This window comes from Congregibacter sp., from assembly GCF_965662665.1.
Lineage (GTDB): Bacteria > Pseudomonadota > Gammaproteobacteria > Pseudomonadales > Halieaceae > Congregibacter.
The window spans coordinates 1-19,972 of sequence record NZ_CBFIIF010000041.1 but is presented as its reverse complement, the minus strand read 5'-3'; the positions used below and the strand labels follow the sequence as shown (position 1 = coordinate 19,972).

Here is a 19,972-nt window from a genome sequence, read left to right as displayed (position 1 = left end):
CCGTCGCATCATTACCTCCTACGCACGTGTGCGCAGCGAATTTACGCTCGACGAGCTGGGCTTTTCCCAACAGGTGGCTCTGTTTGATCGCGAGTGTGACCGTCTCGGACATGTTCCGCCGGTGTTGGATGCGACGCTGACACTGAACAACCCGAAAGTCGTTTTGACGCAACTGTGCGCGCGCCTGTCAGTGCCTTTTGAGGAGGCGATGCTAAGTTGGCCGGCGGGGCCGCGAGACAGCGATGGCATCTGGGCGCCCCATTGGTACGCCTCAGTGTGGGCGTCCAGCGGCTTCGCGCCGCCGGTAAAAAATACGACAGAGGAGCGTAGGGAGTTGAGTGCCGCGCAGGAGAGGCTTTGCGCGCAGGCTGAACTCAGCTACGAGCGGATGTTGACCCACGCTTTGCGCGGGTAGAGATACTTTGGTGCCTAAGCGTCGTTACTAAGTGATTAGTTGGCGCTTCGAATCCAGTAGTTTTCTTCAGCTAACTGGTGACGTTGACGTGCCCGTGGCTGTGGTTGAGCGAAGTATCGATCAACATTAGCTGCGGCATGCGAGGGCTTGCGAAACTTAATCGCACCCAAAAATGCCACGAGGCTGTTAGTGTCGCTGGAGCTGCTGCTTTGCTTGTTCTTTGCCATGACGGTGTACCTTCTAACTATGCGTTCAGGATAAAACTCTGACATCTGGCAACAAGGAAAAAATCCGCATAAAAAGTGTGAAAAGTGCGCACGAGCTAGAAACTACATTAAGTTTCGAAAATTGTTTGTTTTATCCGCTAGCGCCGTCGCGTATTCTGCTGCGGTAGTTTTGCCGTTTCTGTTAAGGAATTCCTGCCATGCTTGACGCTCTTCCGCTCCTTCCCAATGACCCCATTCTTGGTTTGGCCGCACTGTGTCGCGGCGACGATAACCCTAAGAAGGTCGACCTCACCGTTGGGATTTATATGGACGAGGAGGGTGTATGTCCGGTTTTCGACGCCATTCGTCAGGCCCAGGCTACGCTGGTCTCTAACGAGATCAGTAAGGCTTATCTTCCGCCGGCTGGTGTCGCGGGCTTCAACCCCGGCATGCAAAAGCTGGTGCTTGGTGAGAACAGCGCGGCGCTGGCCGATGGGCGCGTGAGCAGCATTCAGGCTCCCGGCGGCTGCGGCGCACTGCGTATCGGGGCAGAAATCATTCAGGCCGCGACTCCGGGTGCTCGTGTGTGGGTATCGGACCCGACCTGGCCGGTGCACATTCCCCTGCTGGGCGGTGTGGGATTGCAGTTTTCCACCTACCGCTATTACGACGCTCAGACCCACGGTGTCAATTTCGATGCGATGGTTGAGGATCTTAAGGGCGCAGAGCGCGGCGATATCGTTCTTCTCCACGGCTGCTGTCATAACCCCTGTGGTGCCGACCTGTCTCAGGAGCAGTGGTCTGTGATTGGCGATATGGCAGAAGCCCAGGGTTTTATGCCCTTTGTGGATATCGCTTATCAGGGACTCGGCGATGGCCTGGATGCAGATGCAGCGGGATTGCGTCAGCTGGCAGAACGGCTGCCCGAGATGATTATTGCGGCATCCTGTTCAAAGAATATGGGTCTGTATCGAGAGCGCACCGGCTGCACGATTTTTCTGTGTCGTGATAGCAAAAGTGCAGACGCCTTGTTGAGTCAGGCCAAGGTCGCGGCGCGACGGGTGTATTCCATGCCGCCAGCGCACGGCGCTTTGCTGGCCAGTGCGGTTCTGTCAGATCCTGCGCTCACTGCCAACTGGCAAGCCGAGTTGCGGGACATGTGCGATCGCATCAATGGTCTGCGCAGTAATCTGGTGGAAAAACTCCAGGCCTCAACGGGGCGGGATTTTGAGTTCATCCGCGCCGAAAAAGGCATGTTTTCGTTTCTGGGGCTCAGTGGAGAGCAGGTTCAAACGCTGCGAGATGACTACAGCGTTTACATGCTTGGGTCTTCGCGCATCAACGTCGCCGGCGTGAACGCGCGGAATATTGACTACCTGGCAGACTCTATCGCCAAGGTTCTGTAATTCCACGAAGAGCTGTTGAGCGGGGTTGGTTTCAAAGAACCTAGACCCGCTCTTCCAGCTCTGTCCACCGCTCTATCTTTGCTTCAAGCTCTTCGCCGATACCCGCCAGCTCCGCCAGAAGCTTCTTGACCTCATCGGCGTCGCCTTCGTAAAAGGCGGGATCTGCGCAGGTCGTTTCCAGTTCCGCTTGCCGCGACTCGAGCGTCTCAATCTCCCCGGGTAGCCCCTCCAGTTCGCGTTGCTCTTTGTAGCTGAGCTTTCTCTGATTGCTCGGCTTAGCGGTGGGGGCCGGCGCAGGCTCGGGTTTACTTGCCACGGTGGTCGCTACTTCATGAGGCATCGCATCCAGAGGAAATAATCGGCCTCCCCGAGCTTCCCAGTCGCTAAATCCGCCGGCGTGCTCTTCGATCGTGCCGTCACCGGAAAGTACCAGGATGCTTGTCACGACGTTGTCCATAAATGCTCGGTCGTGGCTCACCAGCAGCACGGTGCCCTTAAACTCCATGAAGAGTTCTTCCAAAAGCTCGAGAGTTTCAATGTCCAGATCGTTGGTGGGTTCGTCGAGCACCAACAGGTTGACGGGTTTACTGAACAAAAGAGCGAGGACGGCACGATTTTGCTCACCGCCCGAAAGGGCACCCACGGGGGTGCGCAGTCGCTGTGGCGCGAATAGAAAGTCCCCGAGATAGGACACAGCGTGCTTCCGGCGGCCCCCGATCTCGATAAAGTCCTGTCCGCCGCAAACGTTATCGATCAGATTCTTGCTGGGATCCAGCGTGGATCGCTGTTGGTCGCCGTAGGCAACCTCCAGCTTGCTGCCCAGACGTACCGTGCCTGTCTGCGGGCTTAGCTCACCGGTAAGCAGACGAATAAGTGTGCTCTTGCCCGCGCCATTCGGACCGACTATGCCGACCCGGTCACCGCGCTGCAGCAGCAGCGAGGACGGCTTGATAATGGTGCGGCCACCGAGTACGACGCTCACGTCCTCGAGTTCAGCGACGATTTTGCCGCTGCGCTGTGCCGTGTCGACATTGAGGTTAGCCGTGCCGGTGCGCTCCCGTCGGGCACTGCGTTCTTCGCGCATGGCTTTAAGGGCGCGAACTCTGCCTTCATTGCGGGTACGGCGGGCCTTAATGCCCTGACGGATCCACTTTTCTTCGTCACTCAGTCGACGGTCAAAAAGGGCGTTGGCCTTTTCTTCTGCGGCGAGTTGTTGCTCTCGATGACTGAGAAATCCTTCGTAGCTGCCTCGCCAGACTGTTAAATTGCCTCGATCGAGTTCCGCAATATGATCGGCAACGCCCTGTAAAAATCGTCGGTCGTGGGTGATCAGAACCAGGGCGCAGCGCAGACCTGTGAGCTGCTCCTGGAGCCATTCGATGGCAGGAATGTCCAGATGGTTGGTGGGCTCGTCCAGCAGCAGAATGTCCGGATCACTGACCAGTGCCCGCGCAAGGGCGGCGCGGCGACGCCAGCCTCCGGATAGGCTGGACATTAGCGTCTCGCGCTTTAGATCGAGCTGGCTGAGAGTACTCTCTACGCGCTGCCCCAACTGCCAGCCGTCGGCGGCTTCCAGAGCGTGTTGTACCCGCTCCAACTCGACCAGGTCAGCATCCGCTGAAGAGGTAAGTTGCTCAAAGCGGCGCAAGAGGGCACCGGTCTCCGCCAGACCGCCGGCCACATAGTCATAAACACTGATGTCCTCTGTATCAGGGAGCTCCTGTTCGAGCCTCGCGATACGCGTACCCGGGCGCAGCCAGCGCTCTCCGCCATCAAGGGCGAGGTCGCCCGCGAGAATTTTGAGGAGGGTGCTCTTACCCTCACCGTTACGCCCCAGTAAGCCGAGCCGTTGGCCAGTGCTTATTTGAAGGTCGACGCTGTCGAGCAAGACGTGAGTGCCAAAGTGTAAGTTGGCCTGTTCCAGACGCAGAAGGTCCATGAATTCGTTGCTGTAAAAAATGTGGGGCGCATTCTAACGTGCTTCGCGCCCTATCCAGCCATTTAAAATAGACTCATGTTCGATAAGAGACCGCGTGCCTGCGCTTGGGCGAGAGGTGGTGGATTCCGTTATCATTGCGGCCGTTTTATTGCCGTGGTCGCTGGTTGGCGTCCACCGTTTTTAGGATCGGCATGTTTTCACGCGCATATCAAACACATCATGACCGGCAGCTGGCGCTCTGGCTTCTCGCCTGTGCGGCGGTGATTTACGGGATGATATTACTCGGCGGCGTTACGCGGCTGACCGAGTCCGGTTTGTCGATGGTGGAGTGGCGGCCCATTATGGGAATCTGGCCACCCATTGGCGAAGCAGCCTGGCAGGATGTGTTCGCTAAGTATCAGCAGTTTCCCGAATATCAGAAGATCAATCGGGGTATGGACCTGGCAGAGTTCAAGGTGATCTTTATGTACGAGTACCTCCACCGGGTACTGGGTCGTCTTATCGGTTTGTTGTTTGTGATTCCGCTTTTGTTCTTTGCACTGCGGGGGGTTGTTCGCCCGGGCTTAATGCCGCGGCTGCTCTTGCTTCTCGTATTGGGCGGCTGCCAGGGGCTTCTTGGCTGGTATATGGTCAAGAGCGGTTTGGTCGACCGACCGAGTGTGTCGCAGTACCGACTCACGGCCCATCTTGGGCTCGCTGTTGCTCTTTATGCCGCTATTGTCTGGCAGTTCCTCAATCTCTGGCCGAGGGCCGCGGCGCCATCGGGGTCTCCGGCACCGGAGTCTCTGCGGGGCATCGCTCGGTGGTCACCACTGCTGGTCCTGTTGGTTTATCTGATGATTCTGTCGGGCGGTTTGGTGGCGGGTACTGATGCGGGCTATGCCTACCCGACATGGCCCAATATGGGGCCGGGTTTTATTCCTCCGGGTTTGTACGCTGATTCGCCGCGATGGTTAGCGGCTTTCGAGGACGTAACAACTATCCAGTTCAATCACCGAATGTTCGCTTATCTCCTGGTGTTTGTCGTAGGCGGGTTTGGACTGATGCTCTTGCTCAAAGGAAAGGACGCGCTTATTCGTGTCGCGGGAGCCGCCGTTATTGCTGCGCTGCTACTTCAGGTCACTTTGGGTATTAGTACGCTATTGACGCGCATGGCGATTCCCGTGGCTGCGGGGCATCAGGCGGGCGCAATTTTGCTGCTGACGGTACTGGTGTTTACGGTACACACCTTGCGAGTCCGACAGGGATCCGCCGAAGCTAGCGGTAGCTGACCACCAAAAAGCCCTTTAGGGGCTCTGTCCCCACGCATCGGATTACGTGAGGTATGTCGGCTCGGTAATGAGCCGTGTCGCCGGACATCAAACTGACTTCGCTGTTACCGGTGCATACCAATGCCGAGCCTTGGGAAACCGAGAACATCTCTCGCGTACCTTCGAAGTGCGCGGCGCTCGCCAATTCGGCACTAGGTTGTAGGGTGATGACATAAAACTCGATGTTTTTTTCGAGCTGTAGTGGAGAGAGGGTGCGCAGTTCGCACTCGCTGTCTGCGCGGAACACCGTGCCCGGATCATCACCACGGACCACATCGATGCTGGCGCTGGCATTGGGATCGTCGACAAGTTCTCCAATGCTGATCCCAAAAGTCTGCGCGATACGCTGAGTCACGGCGAGCGTCGGGTTGGCTTTGCCCCGCTCTATCTGACTAAGCATAGAGCGGCTAACACCGGATGCCGCAGCAAGCTGCTCAAGGGTCATGGATTGCAACTGCCGAAGCTGGCTGACGCGCTCGCCTAGGAGCCTACTGGTTGAATCGGTCATGACCCCATTATACGTTAGGCCATCGGCTCGGCGAGGCGCGAGCATGCAGCGCTTCGAGTCGCGTAATTACCGTTGTGGCCGTGCTCCGGTTTCCTCGGGGATTGCGATAAGCGGTAGTTGTGGTGACTAGGACGTAGCGAGATCGCAAACGGCCTAATCGTTGTATCCGGGAGGGGGAACGAAGGCGCGATGGTGGGTTTCCAGTAAACGCGCGACTGCCAGGGTCGTACGATCCCCAAGATACCGACTGCTTATCTGCAAACCTACGGGGAGTCCGTCGGCAGTTGTGCCGAGGGGCACGGCCGTTGCGGGCAAATAGGCGTTCAGTGTGAGCCCCGCCCACTTGAGAACCTCTGTGTAGGGACGCTCAACGCCATTGACTGGAATAACCCGAGCCTGCATGTCCGGGTGATGATCGTGTTCAAAGGCTGGTACATGCGTACACGGGCACAGTAATACATCGTAGTCTCGAAAAAATGCTTCCCAGGCAACGCGCGTGTGCTGTCGTATCTCGTTCTGGACTATCCAGCCCTTGTGGTCCAGAGCGATACCGCGCATTTGCAGTAGCGCTTCGCTTTTATCATCGGGATCTGCAGCCGCCACCATGTCTCTCGCCATCTGCCGCACTTCTTCGGGGGTGTCTGCACCGATGACGGACATGAGTAGCTGTAAGTAATTTTCGTGGTTTGCCTGCGGGTCGATGGCCGGCCGCGCGTTCCGATCTACATGGGCGCCCAGATTCTCGAGGGTGCGAGCGGCACTCTCTATGTGAGTCGCAATAGACGTGTCTACGCGGCAAAAGTCATCGTCCGCCCACACTGCGACACGTAAATGTGAGGCATCGCGAAAGCTGGGAATAGGCAGTGCAGGGAGAGGGTGCGCAGTGATGTCTGGTGCAGGTCCTGCGAGCAGCGATAGAGCCTGTTCAAGATCGTCTACGCAGGTGGCGAGAGGTCCGGCGCAGGACAGATCCGGCTCTGATAAGACTTTATCGCCGGGCGGCAGGTGGCCGCGTTTAGTGATGAGTTCGTAACTGCTCTTGTGGCCAAAGACACCATTAAAGTGGCTTGGCGTACGAATGGATCCGCCGATATCGCTGCCCAGCTCAAGAGGTGTGAGTCCCGCGGCTAAGGCTGCAGCGGCACCGCCCGAGGAGCCTCCGCAGGTACGCTCTATATTCCAGGGGTTGTTAGTGACGTCGTAAATTTCGTTAAAGGATTGCAGGTCCGCGCTCATAAAAGGCACATTGGTCTTGCCAAAAATAATCGCCCCGGCATCAACCAGCCGCTGTACAGCGATGGCATTCTTTTCCGGGATAAAGTCCCGGCGATCGGGAATCCCGCCGACAGTTACCAGACCTTCTGTGCACCAGGCATCCTTGATGGTCATGGGTACGCCATGGAGCGGCCCCCAGTCTTCGTTGTTGGCAGCCGCCTCATCGGCAGCGACGGCGCGGGTTAGAGCTCGATCAGTATCAAAAGCCACTATGGCGTTGATCTGCGCGTTGAATCGCTCTATTCGATCAAGATAAAACTCGAGCACCGTAACAGCGGAGAGCTTTCCTGCTTTGATGTCTTGAGCGAGTCCGAAGGCGCTGCGGTAAAGTATGCTCATGCTTTTAAATCCGGCCGGGTGATTTGATGAAGGCGTCGCAAAGAATAAAGCTTATCGTTTGTATGCTGCTCGGGCTATCCCCTTTTGCGGTCGGCGCCGATTTGTCAGCGCAAGTCTGTCCATCCGAGTCGGGGGTCGCAGTGCAGGTACTCGGTTCCGGCGGACCCATCGCGGATGATGCCCGTGCCTCCAGCGCCTATCTCGTCTGGGTAGATGGTCGTGCAAGGGTGCTTGTGGATATTGGTGGCGGTGCGGTTTTGCGTTTTGCGGAGTCAGGCGCGTCCTTTGGTGATCTGGATGCAATCTTGTTGTCGCACTTTCACGCGGATCATTCGGCGGGGCTCCCCGCGTTATTGAAGTCAGGCTACTTTGCCAACCGCGAACGCGCATTGACCGTCGCAGGGCCCTCTTCCGGGGGCAACAGCAAGGTGTACTTTCCTTCGCTGGATGAGTACATGACCAGTCTACTGAAATCGGGCTCTGGGGCTTATGGATATCTGGGTGACTATCTCGAAGCGGGAGATGCTAGGCCGCTATTGAGACTCAGCACGGTCCCTGCTCAGACTGAGGGGCCACAGCGTATTGCGATTGATGAAGCACAAAGCAAAGTGGCGGTCTATGCCATGGCCGTTTCGCACGGTCCCGTGCCTGCAGTGGCCTATCGCATCGAAGTCCATGATCGAGCTTTGGTCTTTGCTGGTGATCAAGACGGTACAAGCCGCGCGTTTGTTGAATTCGCTGCAGGCGCGGACTTGCTGACCTTACATATGCCGATACCCGAGGGAGCGGGGCAGGCTGCTCGCGCCCTACATGCAACGCCGTCAAGGCTTGGAGAAATAGCCCGCGCAGCAAAAGCTAAACAAGTGCTATTGAGCCACTTTATGGGGCGATCCCTAGCGAGCCTGGAAGCGAATGTTGCCCATGTGAAATCCGGGTTCTCTGGCCCTGTGGAGCGTGCCGAGGACCTTGGCTGCGTTGCTGTTGACTGAATTAGAACGGCGATTTGCGTCGCTCCGGCTGTCATAAAAAATTCATAGAACAGGCATTGCGCGTCACCGGAACGTCATAAGCGAAGCCTAGAGTTCGCACTATGAGCGTACTCGAAACTATTCAGGACTTCGATCAGCGATCGCTGTTGCTCTCGCAGCAGTCCCAAAGCTGGGCTGCTCGCTATCGCAAACCTATTTCTCGCAGTGCCGATGGTCACTTGTATGTCATCGTAGGCTGCGCGTTGGGTCTGTTTCTGGAGAGTGGCGATCAGTTTGTGACGTATTTGCTGGTGGCATTCGGGGTTGAGCGTTCGCTGTACTGGTCGTTGAAAAACAGCCTGAAGCGTCGTCGACCTGCGGCCGCCATGCCCAACTTCCAGAGTCACATTATTGCTTCTGACGAGTTTAGCTTTCCCTCCGGTCACACCTGTGCAGCATTTTTGTTTGTTACCTTATTAGTGCTGCACTTTGGCGTTTGGATGCTGCCTCTGTACTTTTGGAGCTCTGCCGTCGCCACGTCTCGCGTGTATCTCGGCGTTCACTTTCCCACCGACACGGTGGTCGGCGCGCTCCTCGGATCGTCTATTGCGCTGGTGACCGCGCAATGGCTTCTGTAGCACCACAACAAACGCAATGAAAATATTGTATGGCGTCCAGGGCACGGGGAATGGCCACCTCAGTCGCGCCCGGGCCATGGCGCGTGCATTTGCGGCAAAGAATCTGGACGTGGACTACTTTTTTAGTGGCCGACCGGCAGACCGCTTTTTTGATATGCAGGTTTTTGGGTCTTTTCGAGTGTGCGACGGGCTCACCTTTGCCAGCTCGAACGGCAGCCTCTCCTATCTAAAGACCGTGTTTGGCAACAACTATTGGCGCCTCCTGCGCGATGTATGGACCCTTGATCTTAGCGACTACGATCTGGTGCTGACCGACTTTGAGCCCATCACTGCCTGGGCAGGGTGGTTGCGAGGCAAAACCGTGGTGAGCATGGGGCATCAGCCAGCATTCGATTATCCGGTGCCTGTCGCGGGTAACGACCTTCGCTCGCGCTTTGTTATGAGAGTGTTTGCACCGGGCAGTGTGCGCCTCGGGATGCACTGGGATAGCTTTAAGGCGCCGATTCTCCCGCCTATCGTTAATGTTGATCATGAAGTCACGTCGAGCGATGCCCGAAAGGTCGTTGTCTATCTGCCCTTTGAAAATCAGCTGGATGTCCAAGCTTTACTTGCACAGATTCCTGAGTACGATTTTTACATCTATGCGCCGGATAATACGGCTGCGCGACGGGCAAACCTGCATATCTTACCGACGTCCTTAAAGGGTTTTCAGTCAGATTTATCCAGCTGTGCGGCGGTGATATGTAATGCAGGTTTTGAGTTATCCAGCGAGTGTTTAGCCCTGGGCAAACGGTTGCTCGTGAAACCCCTGAGTCGCCAAATGGAGCAGTCCTCTAATGCCCTCGCCCTACGCCAGCTCGGTTATGGCAGCGTGCTAGAAACTCTGGCGCTGGATCAGGTTCGCAGGTGGCTGCACTCCAGCGCGACGATTCCTCCAATTCGCTATCCCGATGTGGCCGGTGAGATAGTGCAGTGGCTGTCTCAGGGAGATTTGCAAAAGACATCTCAGCAGGCTCTCAGTGACCGTTTGTGGGAGCGGGTGAGCATAGAGTCTTGAGTCCCGGGTAAAGGGGTTATCCGGCCCGATACAAAACGGCGATCGACGGGGTATTCGGGATCCCCGCCAAATACCCAACTAAAATGCTCGGGTTTACGTATAATACCCAAATCGTATTATTGGCCCCTCGGACTATGGTCGACAAACACCGTGCAGAGGAGAGTTCACTCTCGTCCTTGTTTCGTTTTTTCTTCGGTATTTTGGCGCCGGAGAGGAGCTATTACGCGCTAGCTATCGTTTACGGTATTGGTATCAGCCTGCTGTCGCTGGCCACGCCCGTATCTGTGCAAATGCTCATCAACACCGTGGCGAATATTGGTCTGACCACGCCGCTGGTGGTTCTGTCACTCACGCTGTTCGTCTTACTCCTCCTTGCCGGTGGTCTTAATGCCTTGCGCATTTACATCATGGATGTGTTCGGGCGACGATTTTACGCCCGCATGGTCTCCGAGATAGCGCTTAGAACAATCTATGCACGCAATCCCTATTTTGATGATCGCGGCAAGAGCGCTTTGTTCAACCGCTACTTTGACATCATCATTGTTATGAAGATGTTGCCCAACCTGCTCGTGGGCGGTTTCACCATCGTTCTGCAAACTGTTGTAGGTTTTTTACTCGTCTCGTCTTATCACCCGGTTTTGCTGGCTTTTAACGCGGGGATTGCCCTGCTGATATGGCTGGTTTGGATAGTATGGGGTCGTCGTGGCATCCGCAGTGCGGTGGAGCTTTCTCACCGTAAGCACTACAGCGCTTCCTGGCTTGAGTCCCTCGGGCATGCAAACGGTTTCTACAAAAGTGAAATGCATATCTCCGAGGCTTTGCGACGAACAGACGACGTTACTGCAAGCTACGTTGAACAGCATCGTCAGCACTTTCGGCACCACTTTTCTCAGACGCTGAGTTTTTTGTTTATCTACGCGGCAGCGAGTGCTGCACTCCTGGGCTTAGGTGGGTGGCTCGTTATCATTGGTGAGTTATCGTTGGGTCAGCTGGTTGCCGCTGAGCTTGTGCTGTCTGTGGTCTTTTTAGGCGTCTCCCAAATGGGGATATACGTTAGCTATTTCTACGATGTCTGCGGCGCGGTTGACGAGCTCTCCCTGTTTTTTCAGGTTGAACAGGATATGCCCAGCGGCGCCCATACTCGTATCGATGGCGATTCATCGTTGAGCTTCAGCAAAGTGGTGGTCGCGCCGTCGATCACGCTGGACTTCAAGATCCCCGCCCGTTCACGGGTTTGCGTCTACGCCGACAGCCATCGGGCACAGAGGGTGTTCACTAATCTGGTGCGGGGTCATGAAGCTCCCGACAGTGGCTATATCGCGGTGGGCGGCATGGATTTGCGTGAGTTAAAAGCCTACGAGAAGCGTCAGGAAATCATCATGCTGGACCGCCCCAACGCGGTCGAGGCCAGTATCCGCGAGTACCTGCGACTATCAGCATCGAGCTCGGACGCGGTTGACGTGATGGAGGTGCTGGAGATCGTAGGGCTTGCGGAGACCGTAACCCAGCTACCCAAAGGACTCGATACCGAGTTGGTAGGCACGGGCTGGCCGCTGTCGATTGTAGAGACTATGCAGCTCAAGCTCGCTGCGGCGATTATTGGTAAGCCACGTATTCTGGTGCTGACGCAGGCCTATGATGCTATGCCTGAGGTGTTTCTCCTGCGGGCTATGAATGCACTTCAGGAGCGTTGCGAAACGACAATTGTGTATTTCACCTACGAAAATATTGATCTGCGTTTTGATCACTACTTACAGCTGGGTTTTGAGCAGCAGGTAATGGTGAAAGACTACCAGTCGCTATGCGACCTCATGGGGCTGGAGGAGCACCCCATGCGCAATCCTTTGTCGATTTACGGTGAGAACGCCGCTGAATTGAACGAGGAGCAGTAGTCATGCCTTTGTTTGATTATCACAACGAAAAGTTTACGACCCTTAATGCTATTGCTGTCCCGCGTGTCGCCAGGGCAGTGGGAATCTCCTTACTTTTCTTCTTCGTTTTTGTAGGACTTTTCTTAACCTTCGTGCCTTGGGTACAGACCGCAAGCGGGCCGGGTAATGTGACAGCCCTGAATCCCAATGATCGTATGCAGGAGATTAACGCCCTGGTGCCGGGCCGTATTCAGGAGTGGTACGTGCGCGATGGTTCCCGTGTGAAAGTGGGTGACCCCATCGTGCGTATTGTAGACAACGACCCTCAGCTTCTTGAACGATTGCAGGCAGAGCGAGGGCAGGTGCTGGCAAAGTTGACCGCAGCAGAAACGGCGCTGGAGATTGCCCAAATCGACAAACGTCGCATGGAGAAATTATTTGACGAAGGTTTGTCGGCACGCAGGGAGTATGAGCAAGCCCGCATCAGGGTTGAGCAGCTCCGTGCCGATGTTGCACAGGCCGCCGCGGAACTCAGTCGGGTCGACGTAAATCTCTCTCGGCAATCTGTGCAGATTGTCCGCGCCCCTCGAGACGGAACAATACTTCGGGTCAACGCTGGCGATGCGGCAACGTTCATCAGCGCTGGACAGGTGGTGGCCACCTTTGTGCCGGACAATGCCGAGCGTGCAATCGAAATGTATGTCGATGGTCGCGATATTGCCCTTGTGCGCGAGGACGCGAAGGTTCGCATTCAGTTTGAGGGTTGGCCGGTCATACAGGTGAGTGGTTGGCCGTCGGTCGCTGTGGGCACCTTTAGTGGGCATGTGATTGCCATTGATCCCACGGCGCAAAGTAGCGGGCGCTTCCGGATTCTTGTGGAGGAAGACGAGGACACCGGGGTGCCCTGGCCGGATCGGCGTTTTGTGCGTTTTGGTTCCAAGGCGCGAGGCTGGGTGTTGCTGGACGAGGTGTCTGTGGGCTACGAGATCTGGAGACAGCTGAATAACTTCCCGCCGAATTTTCCCGGTCAGGGCGATCCAATGGTGATGCCAAGCCAGTGATTTTTCGCGCGTTTCTAGTTCTCTTTTTTCTGACTTCGCCAACGCTGAGGGCAGACGTCCCTGTGGCGGAGATGCCCTTGTTGCCAGAGGAAGTACTGGCCGCTTCCGAGAAGCATTTTCCGTCGATTCTCAAAGCCCTGGCACAGCGTCAGGCCGCGGTTGGTCGCGTTACCGAGTCGATGGGAGCCTTCGACCTGGTGTTCGGAGCGGATGGCTTTGATCGGGTAGACGGGTTCTACGACGGCACGTCCGTGGGCGGCAAGGTCGTAAAACCCTTTCGTCCCATGGGTGCGCAGCTCTACGGTGCATACTCTTTATCCAGTGGCGACTTTCCGATTTATGAAGATCAGTACTTCACGAACGAGGCGGGTACAGCGAAACTCGGAGTGCTGTTTAGCGTGTTTCGCGATCGTGATATTGATGCGCGACGTTTTGGTCAGATCGATGCTGAGCTTGCGCTGGTTCAGGCTGAGCTGGATGTGTTGCTCACCAAGGTTGGGGTGCAGCAGCGGGCTCTCGCTGCCTATTGGCGGTGGGTGGCTGCCGGTCAGGAACTTGCTGTGTATGACAACTTGCTGCGTATCGCTATGGAGCGTGAAACCGGTTTAGAGCGACAGGTTAGCAGCGGTCGCAGGGCGGCGATCTTTATCACTGAGAATCGACAAAACATAACCCGTCGGCAGACACTGATGACAGCTTCCCGTCGGGACTTTCAGGTCGCTGCAAACCAGTTGGCTTTTTATCTTCGGGACGAGGCCGGAGAGCCGCTTATGCCTGGGGCGCAGCGACTGCCCGCCGAGGAGCAGTTTGGGACCTTGCCGCCTATCCCCACTGCTGACTCCCTGGATGTGCCTGCGTTGCTGGAGCAACGGCCGGAGCTGCGCATCCTGCAAACGGGCGCCGAAAGGGCTTTGCAGAAAATAGCCCTTTCAGAGAATGAGTTAAAACCTCGCTTGGATTTAAATCTTGAACTTGCTGAGGGCTTTGGGTCTATCGGCGAGGGTGGTGCTTCTCGTGATGGTACCGATGCGATCGTCGGATTCACGTTCACCGTCCCGCTCGAGCGCCGTCAGGCAAAAGGTAAGATCACCCAGGCTCGCGCTGAATTGGAGTCAGTGCGGCAGGAGCAGCGTCGTTTGGAGGACCAGGTTGAGATCGAGCTGCGTAACATCCTTCTTGAATTGGAGACCGCTCGGGAGCTCATGGAGCTCGCGAAGCAGGATGTGGAGTTATCCGAAACTATGCGCCAGGCAGAAATAAGACGCTTTGAGCAAGGCGCCAGTGATTTTTTCCTGGTCAATATACGGGAAGAAACTGCCGCGGATGCCCGCGTGCGTTTTTACACCGCATACCAGCGAACCCGAGTCGCCCAGGCTAATTTTGACGCGGCGACGGTGAATCTGCCGCGCTTGGGGATCGACGAGGCCTTTTAGCGGGCTCAGCTGCTGATTCCTTGCGGCAGGTCAATTTTTCTCAAGCCTGCTGACGCCATACTTTGCCTTTGTTATAGAACTCGAGTCCTGAGGACTCCAGGGCAGGTTTTATTTGCTAACACTCGCCGACAAACGTTGGCCCGCCTGGTTAGACCTGGTTCAAGGTCTTATGGGGCTTCTGTTGGTTCTGTTTATGTGGACGCACCTGTTTGCGGTCTCAAGTATTCTCTTGGGTAAGCCGGCCATGTTCGCCGTCACAAGGTTTTTCGAAGGTTCACTTTTCTTTGATACGCCCCAGCCCTGGCTTGTGAGTCTGGTCGCTCTGGCGATATTCCTGCTGTTCGCCGTGCATACCCTGCTGGCGCTTCGCTGAATCCCCGAGGGTTACCGACAGTGGCGCGCCTGGATGACCCATATGCGGGGAATGCGGCACGAAGAAACCAGCCTGTGGCTTTTACAGGTGATCACAGGTCTGGTGCTGATGTTTTTTGCCACGGCGCATCTTCTTGAGCTGTTTGTGCACCCTTCGGATATAGGCCCCCATGCCTCATCGGCGCGCATTGCCGGTGGCGGCTGGGTGCTGGGATTGGTGCTTCTCCTGTCCGTGGAGATACACGCCGGGGTTGGCCTTTACCGTTTGATTGTTAAGTGGGGCTGGTTTGGCCTTGGCGATACCCTGCAAAAACGTCGTCGTCTCCGTCTCGCCGTATATGGACTAATCGCTTTCTTTATCGTCCTAGGACTAACCACCCAACAGGCGTATTTGCGTATTGGTCAGGAAGAGGCTGTGCGCGCCGGACTCCGTTACAGTCCTCCCGTTGCGGAGGAGCACCGCTAGTGGACGTGATCTATACCGATGTTTTGGTGGTGGGTGGCGGGCTGGCGGGACTGCGCGTGGCCATTGGCGCCAAGCGTCGAGGATTGGAGGCCATCACGCTCAGTTTGGTGCCTGCTAAGCGCTCTCACTCCGCTGCCGCCCAAGGGGGTATGCAGGCCAGCCTTGGCAATACCTGCAAAGGTCGGGGTGACAGCGAGAGCGTGCATTTTGCCGATACGGTACGGGGCAGTGACTGGGGTGCTGACCAGCGAGTCGTCCGTATGTTTGCAGAAACTGCGCCCAAAGCGATTCGCGAGCTCGCCGCCTGGGGTGTCCCGTGGAATCGTGTAGAGCGCGGTGATCACGAAACCGTGGTCAATGGAAAGCGGGTCACGATCACAGAATCCGACGCGGCACATGGACTGATAACCGCGCGCAACTTTGGGGGTACAGCCCATTGGCGAGCGAGCTATGTATCCGACGGTACCGGTCACTCCATGCTGTGTACCATGTCCGATCGCGCGGTGGCGGAATCTATTCCGGTGCACGAACGCATGGAGGCCATGGCGTTGATTTGCGATGGAGACCGCTGCTGTGGTGTCGTTGCCCGCAATCTCAAAACCGGTGCTCTGCTCGCATAGAAGTCGTGCTTGCTAGCATCGCTCCGGTTGAGAAAACGTAGGAAATGCCCTCAGTGAACTGCCATCCGCTTAAGTCCACGGCTTGCGCGCCGGGATTTGTTAGCTCGATGAACTCATCGGGGTCACTCCCGCTCGCCGGGCCGTTGTAGTGGATCTCAGTGAGTATCGGCCCCGCCTTGGTCTGCACGCACGTCAACAGTAGGGTGCTGATTAAAACGAGCTGTCGTTTGGCAGGGCTGAAATCCGCGAGGAGCAATAGTGGCCTAAGGCAAAGACTTAAACGGTTCGTCAATCCACGGGTGAATGCCATGAGGTGAGCCTGGTAAATCAAGGCATTACGGGATGGCGATTGGTATCAGATGAGCGAACGTCGAAAGCGGTCGACATTCATCAGTGGTGCACAGTGTTGCGTTGTTTTAACCGCTGTTTGAAGAATCGCTCAAAACGAGCGTGGACGGCTCGACTACTCCGCTTTGCGTGTATCCAAATGCTGCAAGACTTTTACCGGCGAGTTGCCAGGCGAGGCCAGCCTCGGACTTTGAAAGCGCCTCCTGCCATTCGCCGGTAATGCCTTTGCGAATGTGGTGTTCGGCGGACTCTCCGCGAGCGCGACCTTGGGTGACGGTGGCAAAATCGGTAGCGGCCCGGGTTTGGTCAATAGCTTTGTCGTTGGCATCAAGTCCGAGTTCGAGGAACAACGCGCGGCAGATCTTCGAGTAATCCTCATGGAGGTCCTCGTAACGGATTATCGTGACGTCTCCCCGTTTGGCATGTTCCGCAAGTTTGGCGGCACGTATGGACCAGCCTAGGAGCCGGCGCACAAAGCCGCCGCTGTGAGTCAGCCAGGGAGCCTCCCGTTCTCGCATGAGGGCTTCAAAGTGCCGTGCTGAGATTGCCGCATCCCTGCCGTCTCTGACTATGGCTATTGCGCGGCCTTCCGGAGAAGCGCGCTTTAGTGTTTTGAGTTGCATGAGTTGATCAGCAGCCTTGGTCACAACCCGTGTCCCCGGCAAGAGCTGCGAGCGAAGGCCGTCAAAAAACAGCGCTGGGATGTCGCCGATCTGTTGGCTATCGCGCACCGCGTGCATGAGCTCAAGAAGATCACCTCGACGAAAGCTCTGCACCCCCAGCGCCTTGTTCACGTCTGACGGATCGATGGCTAGCGCTGATTGAGGACGCAATCGATAGTTTCCCAGGACAAGCAGTTCATCGAGGAGGTTCTCAAGATCCTGTGGGTCCAGTCCCGATGCCTGTGCTTGCTTTTCCAGTCCCATGAGCGGTATCCATCCATGACCCAGAAACATTTCCCGAAAAATATCCCTTGGCGCTCGGGGTAATGACGTTTCCTGTCGCTGCATCCAGGCGGTGCTCGTCGGCCGCGGGTAGACATAGTCCAGAGCGGCTAAAGGCCGCGTTAAAGACGGCCGACGTAGCTCATACACTGCTCTAATCGCATCGAACTCCCGCCAAGCTACTGCCTGAGGATGCGCAGCCAACATGTGTAGCAGCCAGGAGGTGCCGCACTTGTACATGCCCACCACGTGGATCATGTCCTTTTGAGCTTCGCGGGATGAGCGAGGGAGCGGCTCTGAATTCATAGCGGCGTGTTTTTGAGCTTGCTTGTGGGATCTGGCCATCATACGCGAGCCCGATCAAGGTCTGCTTACTCCATGGCGATGATGCGCTCGCATCTATTGCAAATAAGAATCATTATCGTTAAATTACTTAACAAAGACGAACTCTGAAAACGCAATGCCGAGGGTTTGATGGACAAGGAGGAGCTATGTCGACAGGGTGGCGACCTAAGAGCTGCGCACACGATCGGCTATATAGCCGCGCAGTGGCAGAAGAGTGTGTGCTCTTGAGCACGACTGAGTCCGGCAATAACGTGCACTGCGAGCTCAGTGAATCGCTGATCGTCACATTGCTAAGCAGCGGCGCACTCAAGGCAGAGCAGTTGCGGTGTCTGGATCGCGCTTCCGCGATGGCGCTAAAGCGAATCGTGCTGCTGAGCTGTCGTGATGGTGCCTAGGCGTTTTACCTCTTTTGCCGACCAGATCATCCTCGCGCACTATTGCGTGGATCTGTTAGAGCACGCGTATTTGGGACCCGGGTTCGCGACCAGTCTGCCCAGGGGTGGGCTTTCCACGAGCTCTGCTTTGGCAAAAGCTGTCTCTAATGCCTTGGCAAAGGGTATCTCCAAAAGCTCTATGGAATCCGCCGCAGCAAATTGGCTGTAAGCATCTCCGCCTTTGGCGAGGATCTCCACGGTGGCAACTTCGTAGCGCTCTGTGCTTTGCATAGGCCGACCATCGATACAAACCCCTGTCACGCGGCTACCCACAGGTTTGTCCGGTGCGTACGCGACTTCTATGCCCGATACCTGCAGCAGGCCACGTTCAAGAGAAAATCCTTGCTCCAGAATGGCAAGCAGCGCGGCGCCGCTAAGAGTCACCAGCGCTAAACGGTCTTCAAAAGGAAACGCATCGATAAGTTCCTCACGGCGCACGTCACCTTTGGGTAAATCGCGGCGCAGCGCGCCCGAGGGCATGAGACCCACTTGGGCACTTAGCGACCTCCGTGCGATGTCCGCGAATAGATTGCCCAGAGGCGATTCGTCGTAATAGCGCCGAACGATAGGAGAGGCGGTGTGCCCAACAATGTCGTTTAAATCAGCTTGGGATGCACGCCAGTCTGCCAGCCGCTGCGTTACGTCAGGATCTGCAAGGTAGCGCTCGGCGTCGACGGTAAGCAGTTGGCTATCGTGCTCGACGATTTCTCCTGCATTATTCAGCTTGAGGTTCAATTGCCCGACGTGCTGCCCTTGACCCCAAGTCTGCATAATCAGCGTGCCGGTAAGCGGATGAACCAGCGCTTGAGGCGTGCCGGCATCTGTATGCCCCGCAAGGATTACATCGACACCCGGGACCGCGCCCGCCAATGCGATGTTCTCTTTGTTGCCACGAAACACGCGCGGATCGGCTTCGTCATCTGTTTGCATGGGGGCGGTGGGCCCCTGGTGGATTAAGACAACGATGAGATCCACCTCGGCGCGCAAATGCGCAACATGTTTATGCAGGATCTCTGTGGGGTTGCGAACGTCGAGTCCGGCAATGTTCGACGGAATGAGTGCCGTGGCGGCATCCTGACCCATTAGGCCAATAATCCCAACGCGCACGCCCTTGCGCTCAATGATTGTCCAGGGCTGGGAGTAGGGGTGTTCAGTGCCCGCGTAAAAGAGGTTTGCGCCGAGCACGGGGAAGGGCGCCCGCGCTTTTTCGGCGGCGAAACTCTCCCAGCCGTACTCAAACTCGTGATTACCAATAGCCATGGCGTCATAGCGAAGCATCTGCATTAGATCAAAAGCGACGGCCCCACGCGTGCGTCTTGCCAGGGTTCCTGTAAAGATGTCGCCTGCGTCCAGAAGCAGTACCCGCTCATTTTTGTCGCGTATTGTTTCTATGAGGGTAGCCACGTGGGCGATACCACCGATGCGCGCAGTATCATCACGCCAGAACGCGTCGATGGGGTCATAGGCACTTTCGAAATCGTTGGTAAACAAGAGGGTGATTTCGCGCGCTTGCGCGTCTGGTGAGCGACTATCAGCGAAGGAGAGGTTAGAGCCGAGCACGCTACCCAAAAGATAAACAAACAGTCCCAGCGCATGGGAACGCAGTTGTCTTTTGGGGTTAGTATCTCGAAGGCATATCGAAGTTCGCATTAACTGGGCTGCTCGGCGGCTGCGGAAGCCCCAAATACTACCTCAGAGCGAGAAATCGTTGAGGCATCGATGAGCGCGTTGGCAGTTTTACAACTCTTTTGGAGGTTGACTTGCTGGGGGCAAATGTAGAGAATTCGCGTCCCCCGCAATGGGGTAAGCAAGACGCCGTGGCTACGTAGCTCAGCTGGTTAGAGCACAGCATTCATAATGCTGGGGTCGGTGGTTCAAGTCCACCCGTAGCTACCAACTTTCTTCTTTATTTTCAGTATCTTAGCACGCTCCTTCCGGAGGTCAAATCTCAAATTTTGGGCTCTACCCACTTAACGGGGGATACACCGGTTTTCATTAAACTCGGTTGATAATGCCA

The 19,972-nt window shown here is 56.2% G+C and carries 19 protein-coding genes, 1 tRNA gene and 1 pseudogene; 14 read left to right on the top strand and 7 right to left on the bottom strand.

The genetic code is table 11. The annotated features are described in order from the left end of the window. Window positions 1-415, top strand: a pseudogene (locus ACTG39_RS12985) (HAD family hydrolase); the annotation flags it as partial. Between the two features lie 35 nt (window positions 416-450). Here the strand turns inward: ACTG39_RS12985 and ACTG39_RS12980 are convergent. Further along, window positions 451-642 carry a hypothetical protein gene (locus ACTG39_RS12980; protein ID WP_439107994.1) on the bottom strand — a complete coding sequence of 64 codons (192 nt, stop codon included), beginning with the start codon at window positions 640-642 and terminating at the stop codon, window positions 451-453. A gap of 197 nt (window positions 643-839) precedes the next feature. Between ACTG39_RS12980 and ACTG39_RS12975 the strand changes: the two genes are divergently transcribed. Next, window positions 840-2,027, top strand: coding sequence for an aromatic amino acid transaminase (locus ACTG39_RS12975; RefSeq protein ID WP_439107993.1), 1,188 nt, complete (start codon window positions 840-842; stop codon window positions 2,025-2,027). 40 nt (window positions 2,028-2,067) lie between these two features. Here the strand turns inward: ACTG39_RS12975 and ACTG39_RS12970 are convergent, their stop codons facing one another. Continuing rightward, window positions 2,068-3,966: an ATP-binding cassette domain-containing protein gene (locus ACTG39_RS12970; RefSeq protein WP_439107992.1), complete on the bottom strand. Its 1,899-nt coding sequence runs from the start codon at window positions 3,964-3,966 to the stop codon at window positions 2,068-2,070. 191 nt (window positions 3,967-4,157) lie between these two features. Between ACTG39_RS12970 and ACTG39_RS12965 the strand changes: the two genes are divergently transcribed. Continuing rightward, window positions 4,158-5,237 (top strand): COX15/CtaA family protein, encoded by a 1,080-nt coding sequence (locus ACTG39_RS12965; protein WP_439107991.1) that lies wholly within the window; start codon window positions 4,158-4,160, stop codon window positions 5,235-5,237. Here the strand turns inward: ACTG39_RS12965 and ACTG39_RS12960 are convergent. After that, window positions 5,224-5,784 carry a helix-turn-helix domain-containing protein gene (locus ACTG39_RS12960; RefSeq protein ID WP_439107990.1) on the bottom strand — a complete coding sequence of 187 codons (561 nt, stop codon included), beginning with the start codon at window positions 5,782-5,784 and terminating at the stop codon, window positions 5,224-5,226. The genes ACTG39_RS12965 and ACTG39_RS12960 overlap by 14 nt on opposite strands. Before the next feature lie 153 nt (window positions 5,785-5,937). Further along, window positions 5,938-7,398, bottom strand: a complete 1,461-nt coding sequence (locus ACTG39_RS12955; RefSeq protein ID WP_439107989.1) for an amidase — start codon at window positions 7,396-7,398, stop codon at window positions 5,938-5,940. Window positions 7,399-7,460: 62 nt separating this feature from the next. On the opposite strand from ACTG39_RS12955, the gene ACTG39_RS12950 reads away from it, so the two are divergent. The 9 genes from ACTG39_RS12950 (at window position 7,461) to ACTG39_RS12910 (ending at window position 15,884) form a co-directional block, all read left to right on the top strand. Further along, on the top strand, window positions 7,461-8,387 hold the full coding sequence (locus ACTG39_RS12950; RefSeq protein WP_439107988.1) for an MBL fold metallo-hydrolase: 927 nt from the start codon (window positions 7,461-7,463) through the stop codon (window positions 8,385-8,387). A 101-nt stretch (window positions 8,388-8,488) separates the two neighbouring features. Further along, window positions 8,489-9,004 carry a phosphatase PAP2 family protein gene (locus ACTG39_RS12945; RefSeq protein ID WP_439107987.1) on the top strand — a complete coding sequence of 172 codons (516 nt, stop codon included), beginning with the start codon at window positions 8,489-8,491 and terminating at the stop codon, window positions 9,002-9,004. A gap of 16 nt (window positions 9,005-9,020) precedes the next feature. Beyond that, on the top strand, window positions 9,021-10,061 hold the full coding sequence (locus tag ACTG39_RS12940; protein ID WP_439107986.1) for an MJ1255/VC2487 family glycosyltransferase: 1,041 nt from the start codon (window positions 9,021-9,023) through the stop codon (window positions 10,059-10,061). Between the two features lie 134 nt (window positions 10,062-10,195). Then, the gene (locus ACTG39_RS12935; protein WP_439107985.1) at window positions 10,196-11,953 is read left to right on the top strand and encodes an ABC transporter transmembrane domain-containing protein; all 1,758 of its coding nucleotides are present in this window, start codon (window positions 10,196-10,198) and stop codon (window positions 11,951-11,953) included. A gap of 2 nt (window positions 11,954-11,955) precedes the next feature. Next, on the top strand, window positions 11,956-12,993 hold the full coding sequence (locus ACTG39_RS12930) for an efflux RND transporter periplasmic adaptor subunit (protein WP_439107984.1): 1,038 nt from the start codon (window positions 11,956-11,958) through the stop codon (window positions 12,991-12,993). Between the two features lie 71 nt (window positions 12,994-13,064). Beyond that, on the top strand, window positions 13,065-14,426 hold the full coding sequence (locus tag ACTG39_RS12925) for a TolC family protein (protein WP_439107995.1): 1,362 nt from the start codon (window positions 13,065-13,067) through the stop codon (window positions 14,424-14,426). A 112-nt stretch (window positions 14,427-14,538) separates the two neighbouring features. Then, on the top strand, window positions 14,539-14,799 hold the full coding sequence (locus ACTG39_RS12920) for a hypothetical protein (RefSeq protein ID WP_439107983.1): 261 nt from the start codon (window positions 14,539-14,541) through the stop codon (window positions 14,797-14,799). Between the two features lie 33 nt (window positions 14,800-14,832). Next, window positions 14,833-15,264 carry a hypothetical protein gene (locus tag ACTG39_RS12915; RefSeq protein WP_439107982.1) on the top strand — a complete coding sequence of 144 codons (432 nt, stop codon included), beginning with the start codon at window positions 14,833-14,835 and terminating at the stop codon, window positions 15,262-15,264. Next, window positions 15,264-15,884, top strand: a complete 621-nt coding sequence (locus ACTG39_RS12910; protein WP_439107980.1) for an FAD-binding protein — start codon at window positions 15,264-15,266, stop codon at window positions 15,882-15,884. Before ACTG39_RS12915 ends, ACTG39_RS12910 begins: the two co-directional genes overlap by 1 nt. On the opposite strand, the gene ACTG39_RS12905 is transcribed toward ACTG39_RS12910, so the two are convergent. Together ACTG39_RS12905 and ACTG39_RS12900 are read right to left on the bottom strand one after the other, a co-directional pair. Next, window positions 15,859-16,194, bottom strand: coding sequence for a lamin tail domain-containing protein (locus tag ACTG39_RS12905; RefSeq protein WP_439107979.1), 336 nt, complete (start codon window positions 16,192-16,194; stop codon window positions 15,859-15,861). The genes ACTG39_RS12910 and ACTG39_RS12905 overlap by 26 nt on opposite strands. 106 nt (window positions 16,195-16,300) lie before the next feature. After that, complete coding sequence (locus ACTG39_RS12900; protein ID WP_439107978.1) at window positions 16,301-17,482, bottom strand: sulfotransferase; 1,182 nt, start codon at window positions 17,480-17,482, stop codon at window positions 16,301-16,303. 263 nt (window positions 17,483-17,745) lie between these two features. Between ACTG39_RS12900 and ACTG39_RS12895 the strand changes: the two genes are divergently transcribed. After that, window positions 17,746-17,916 (top strand): hypothetical protein, encoded by a 171-nt coding sequence (locus ACTG39_RS12895; protein ID WP_439107977.1) that lies wholly within the window; start codon window positions 17,746-17,748, stop codon window positions 17,914-17,916. A 39-nt stretch (window positions 17,917-17,955) separates the two neighbouring features. Here the strand turns inward: ACTG39_RS12895 and ACTG39_RS12890 are convergent, their stop codons facing one another. Further along, a complete protein-coding gene (locus tag ACTG39_RS12890; protein WP_439107976.1) occupies window positions 17,956-19,605 on the bottom strand; it encodes a bifunctional metallophosphatase/5'-nucleotidase in 1,650 nt (549 codons plus the stop codon). A gap of 169 nt (window positions 19,606-19,774) precedes the next feature. Here ACTG39_RS12890 and ACTG39_RS12885 point away from each other — a divergent pair. Next, window positions 19,775-19,851: transfer RNA gene (locus ACTG39_RS12885), tRNA-Met, on the top strand. The last annotated feature ends 121 nt before the right edge of the window (window positions 19,852-19,972 follow it).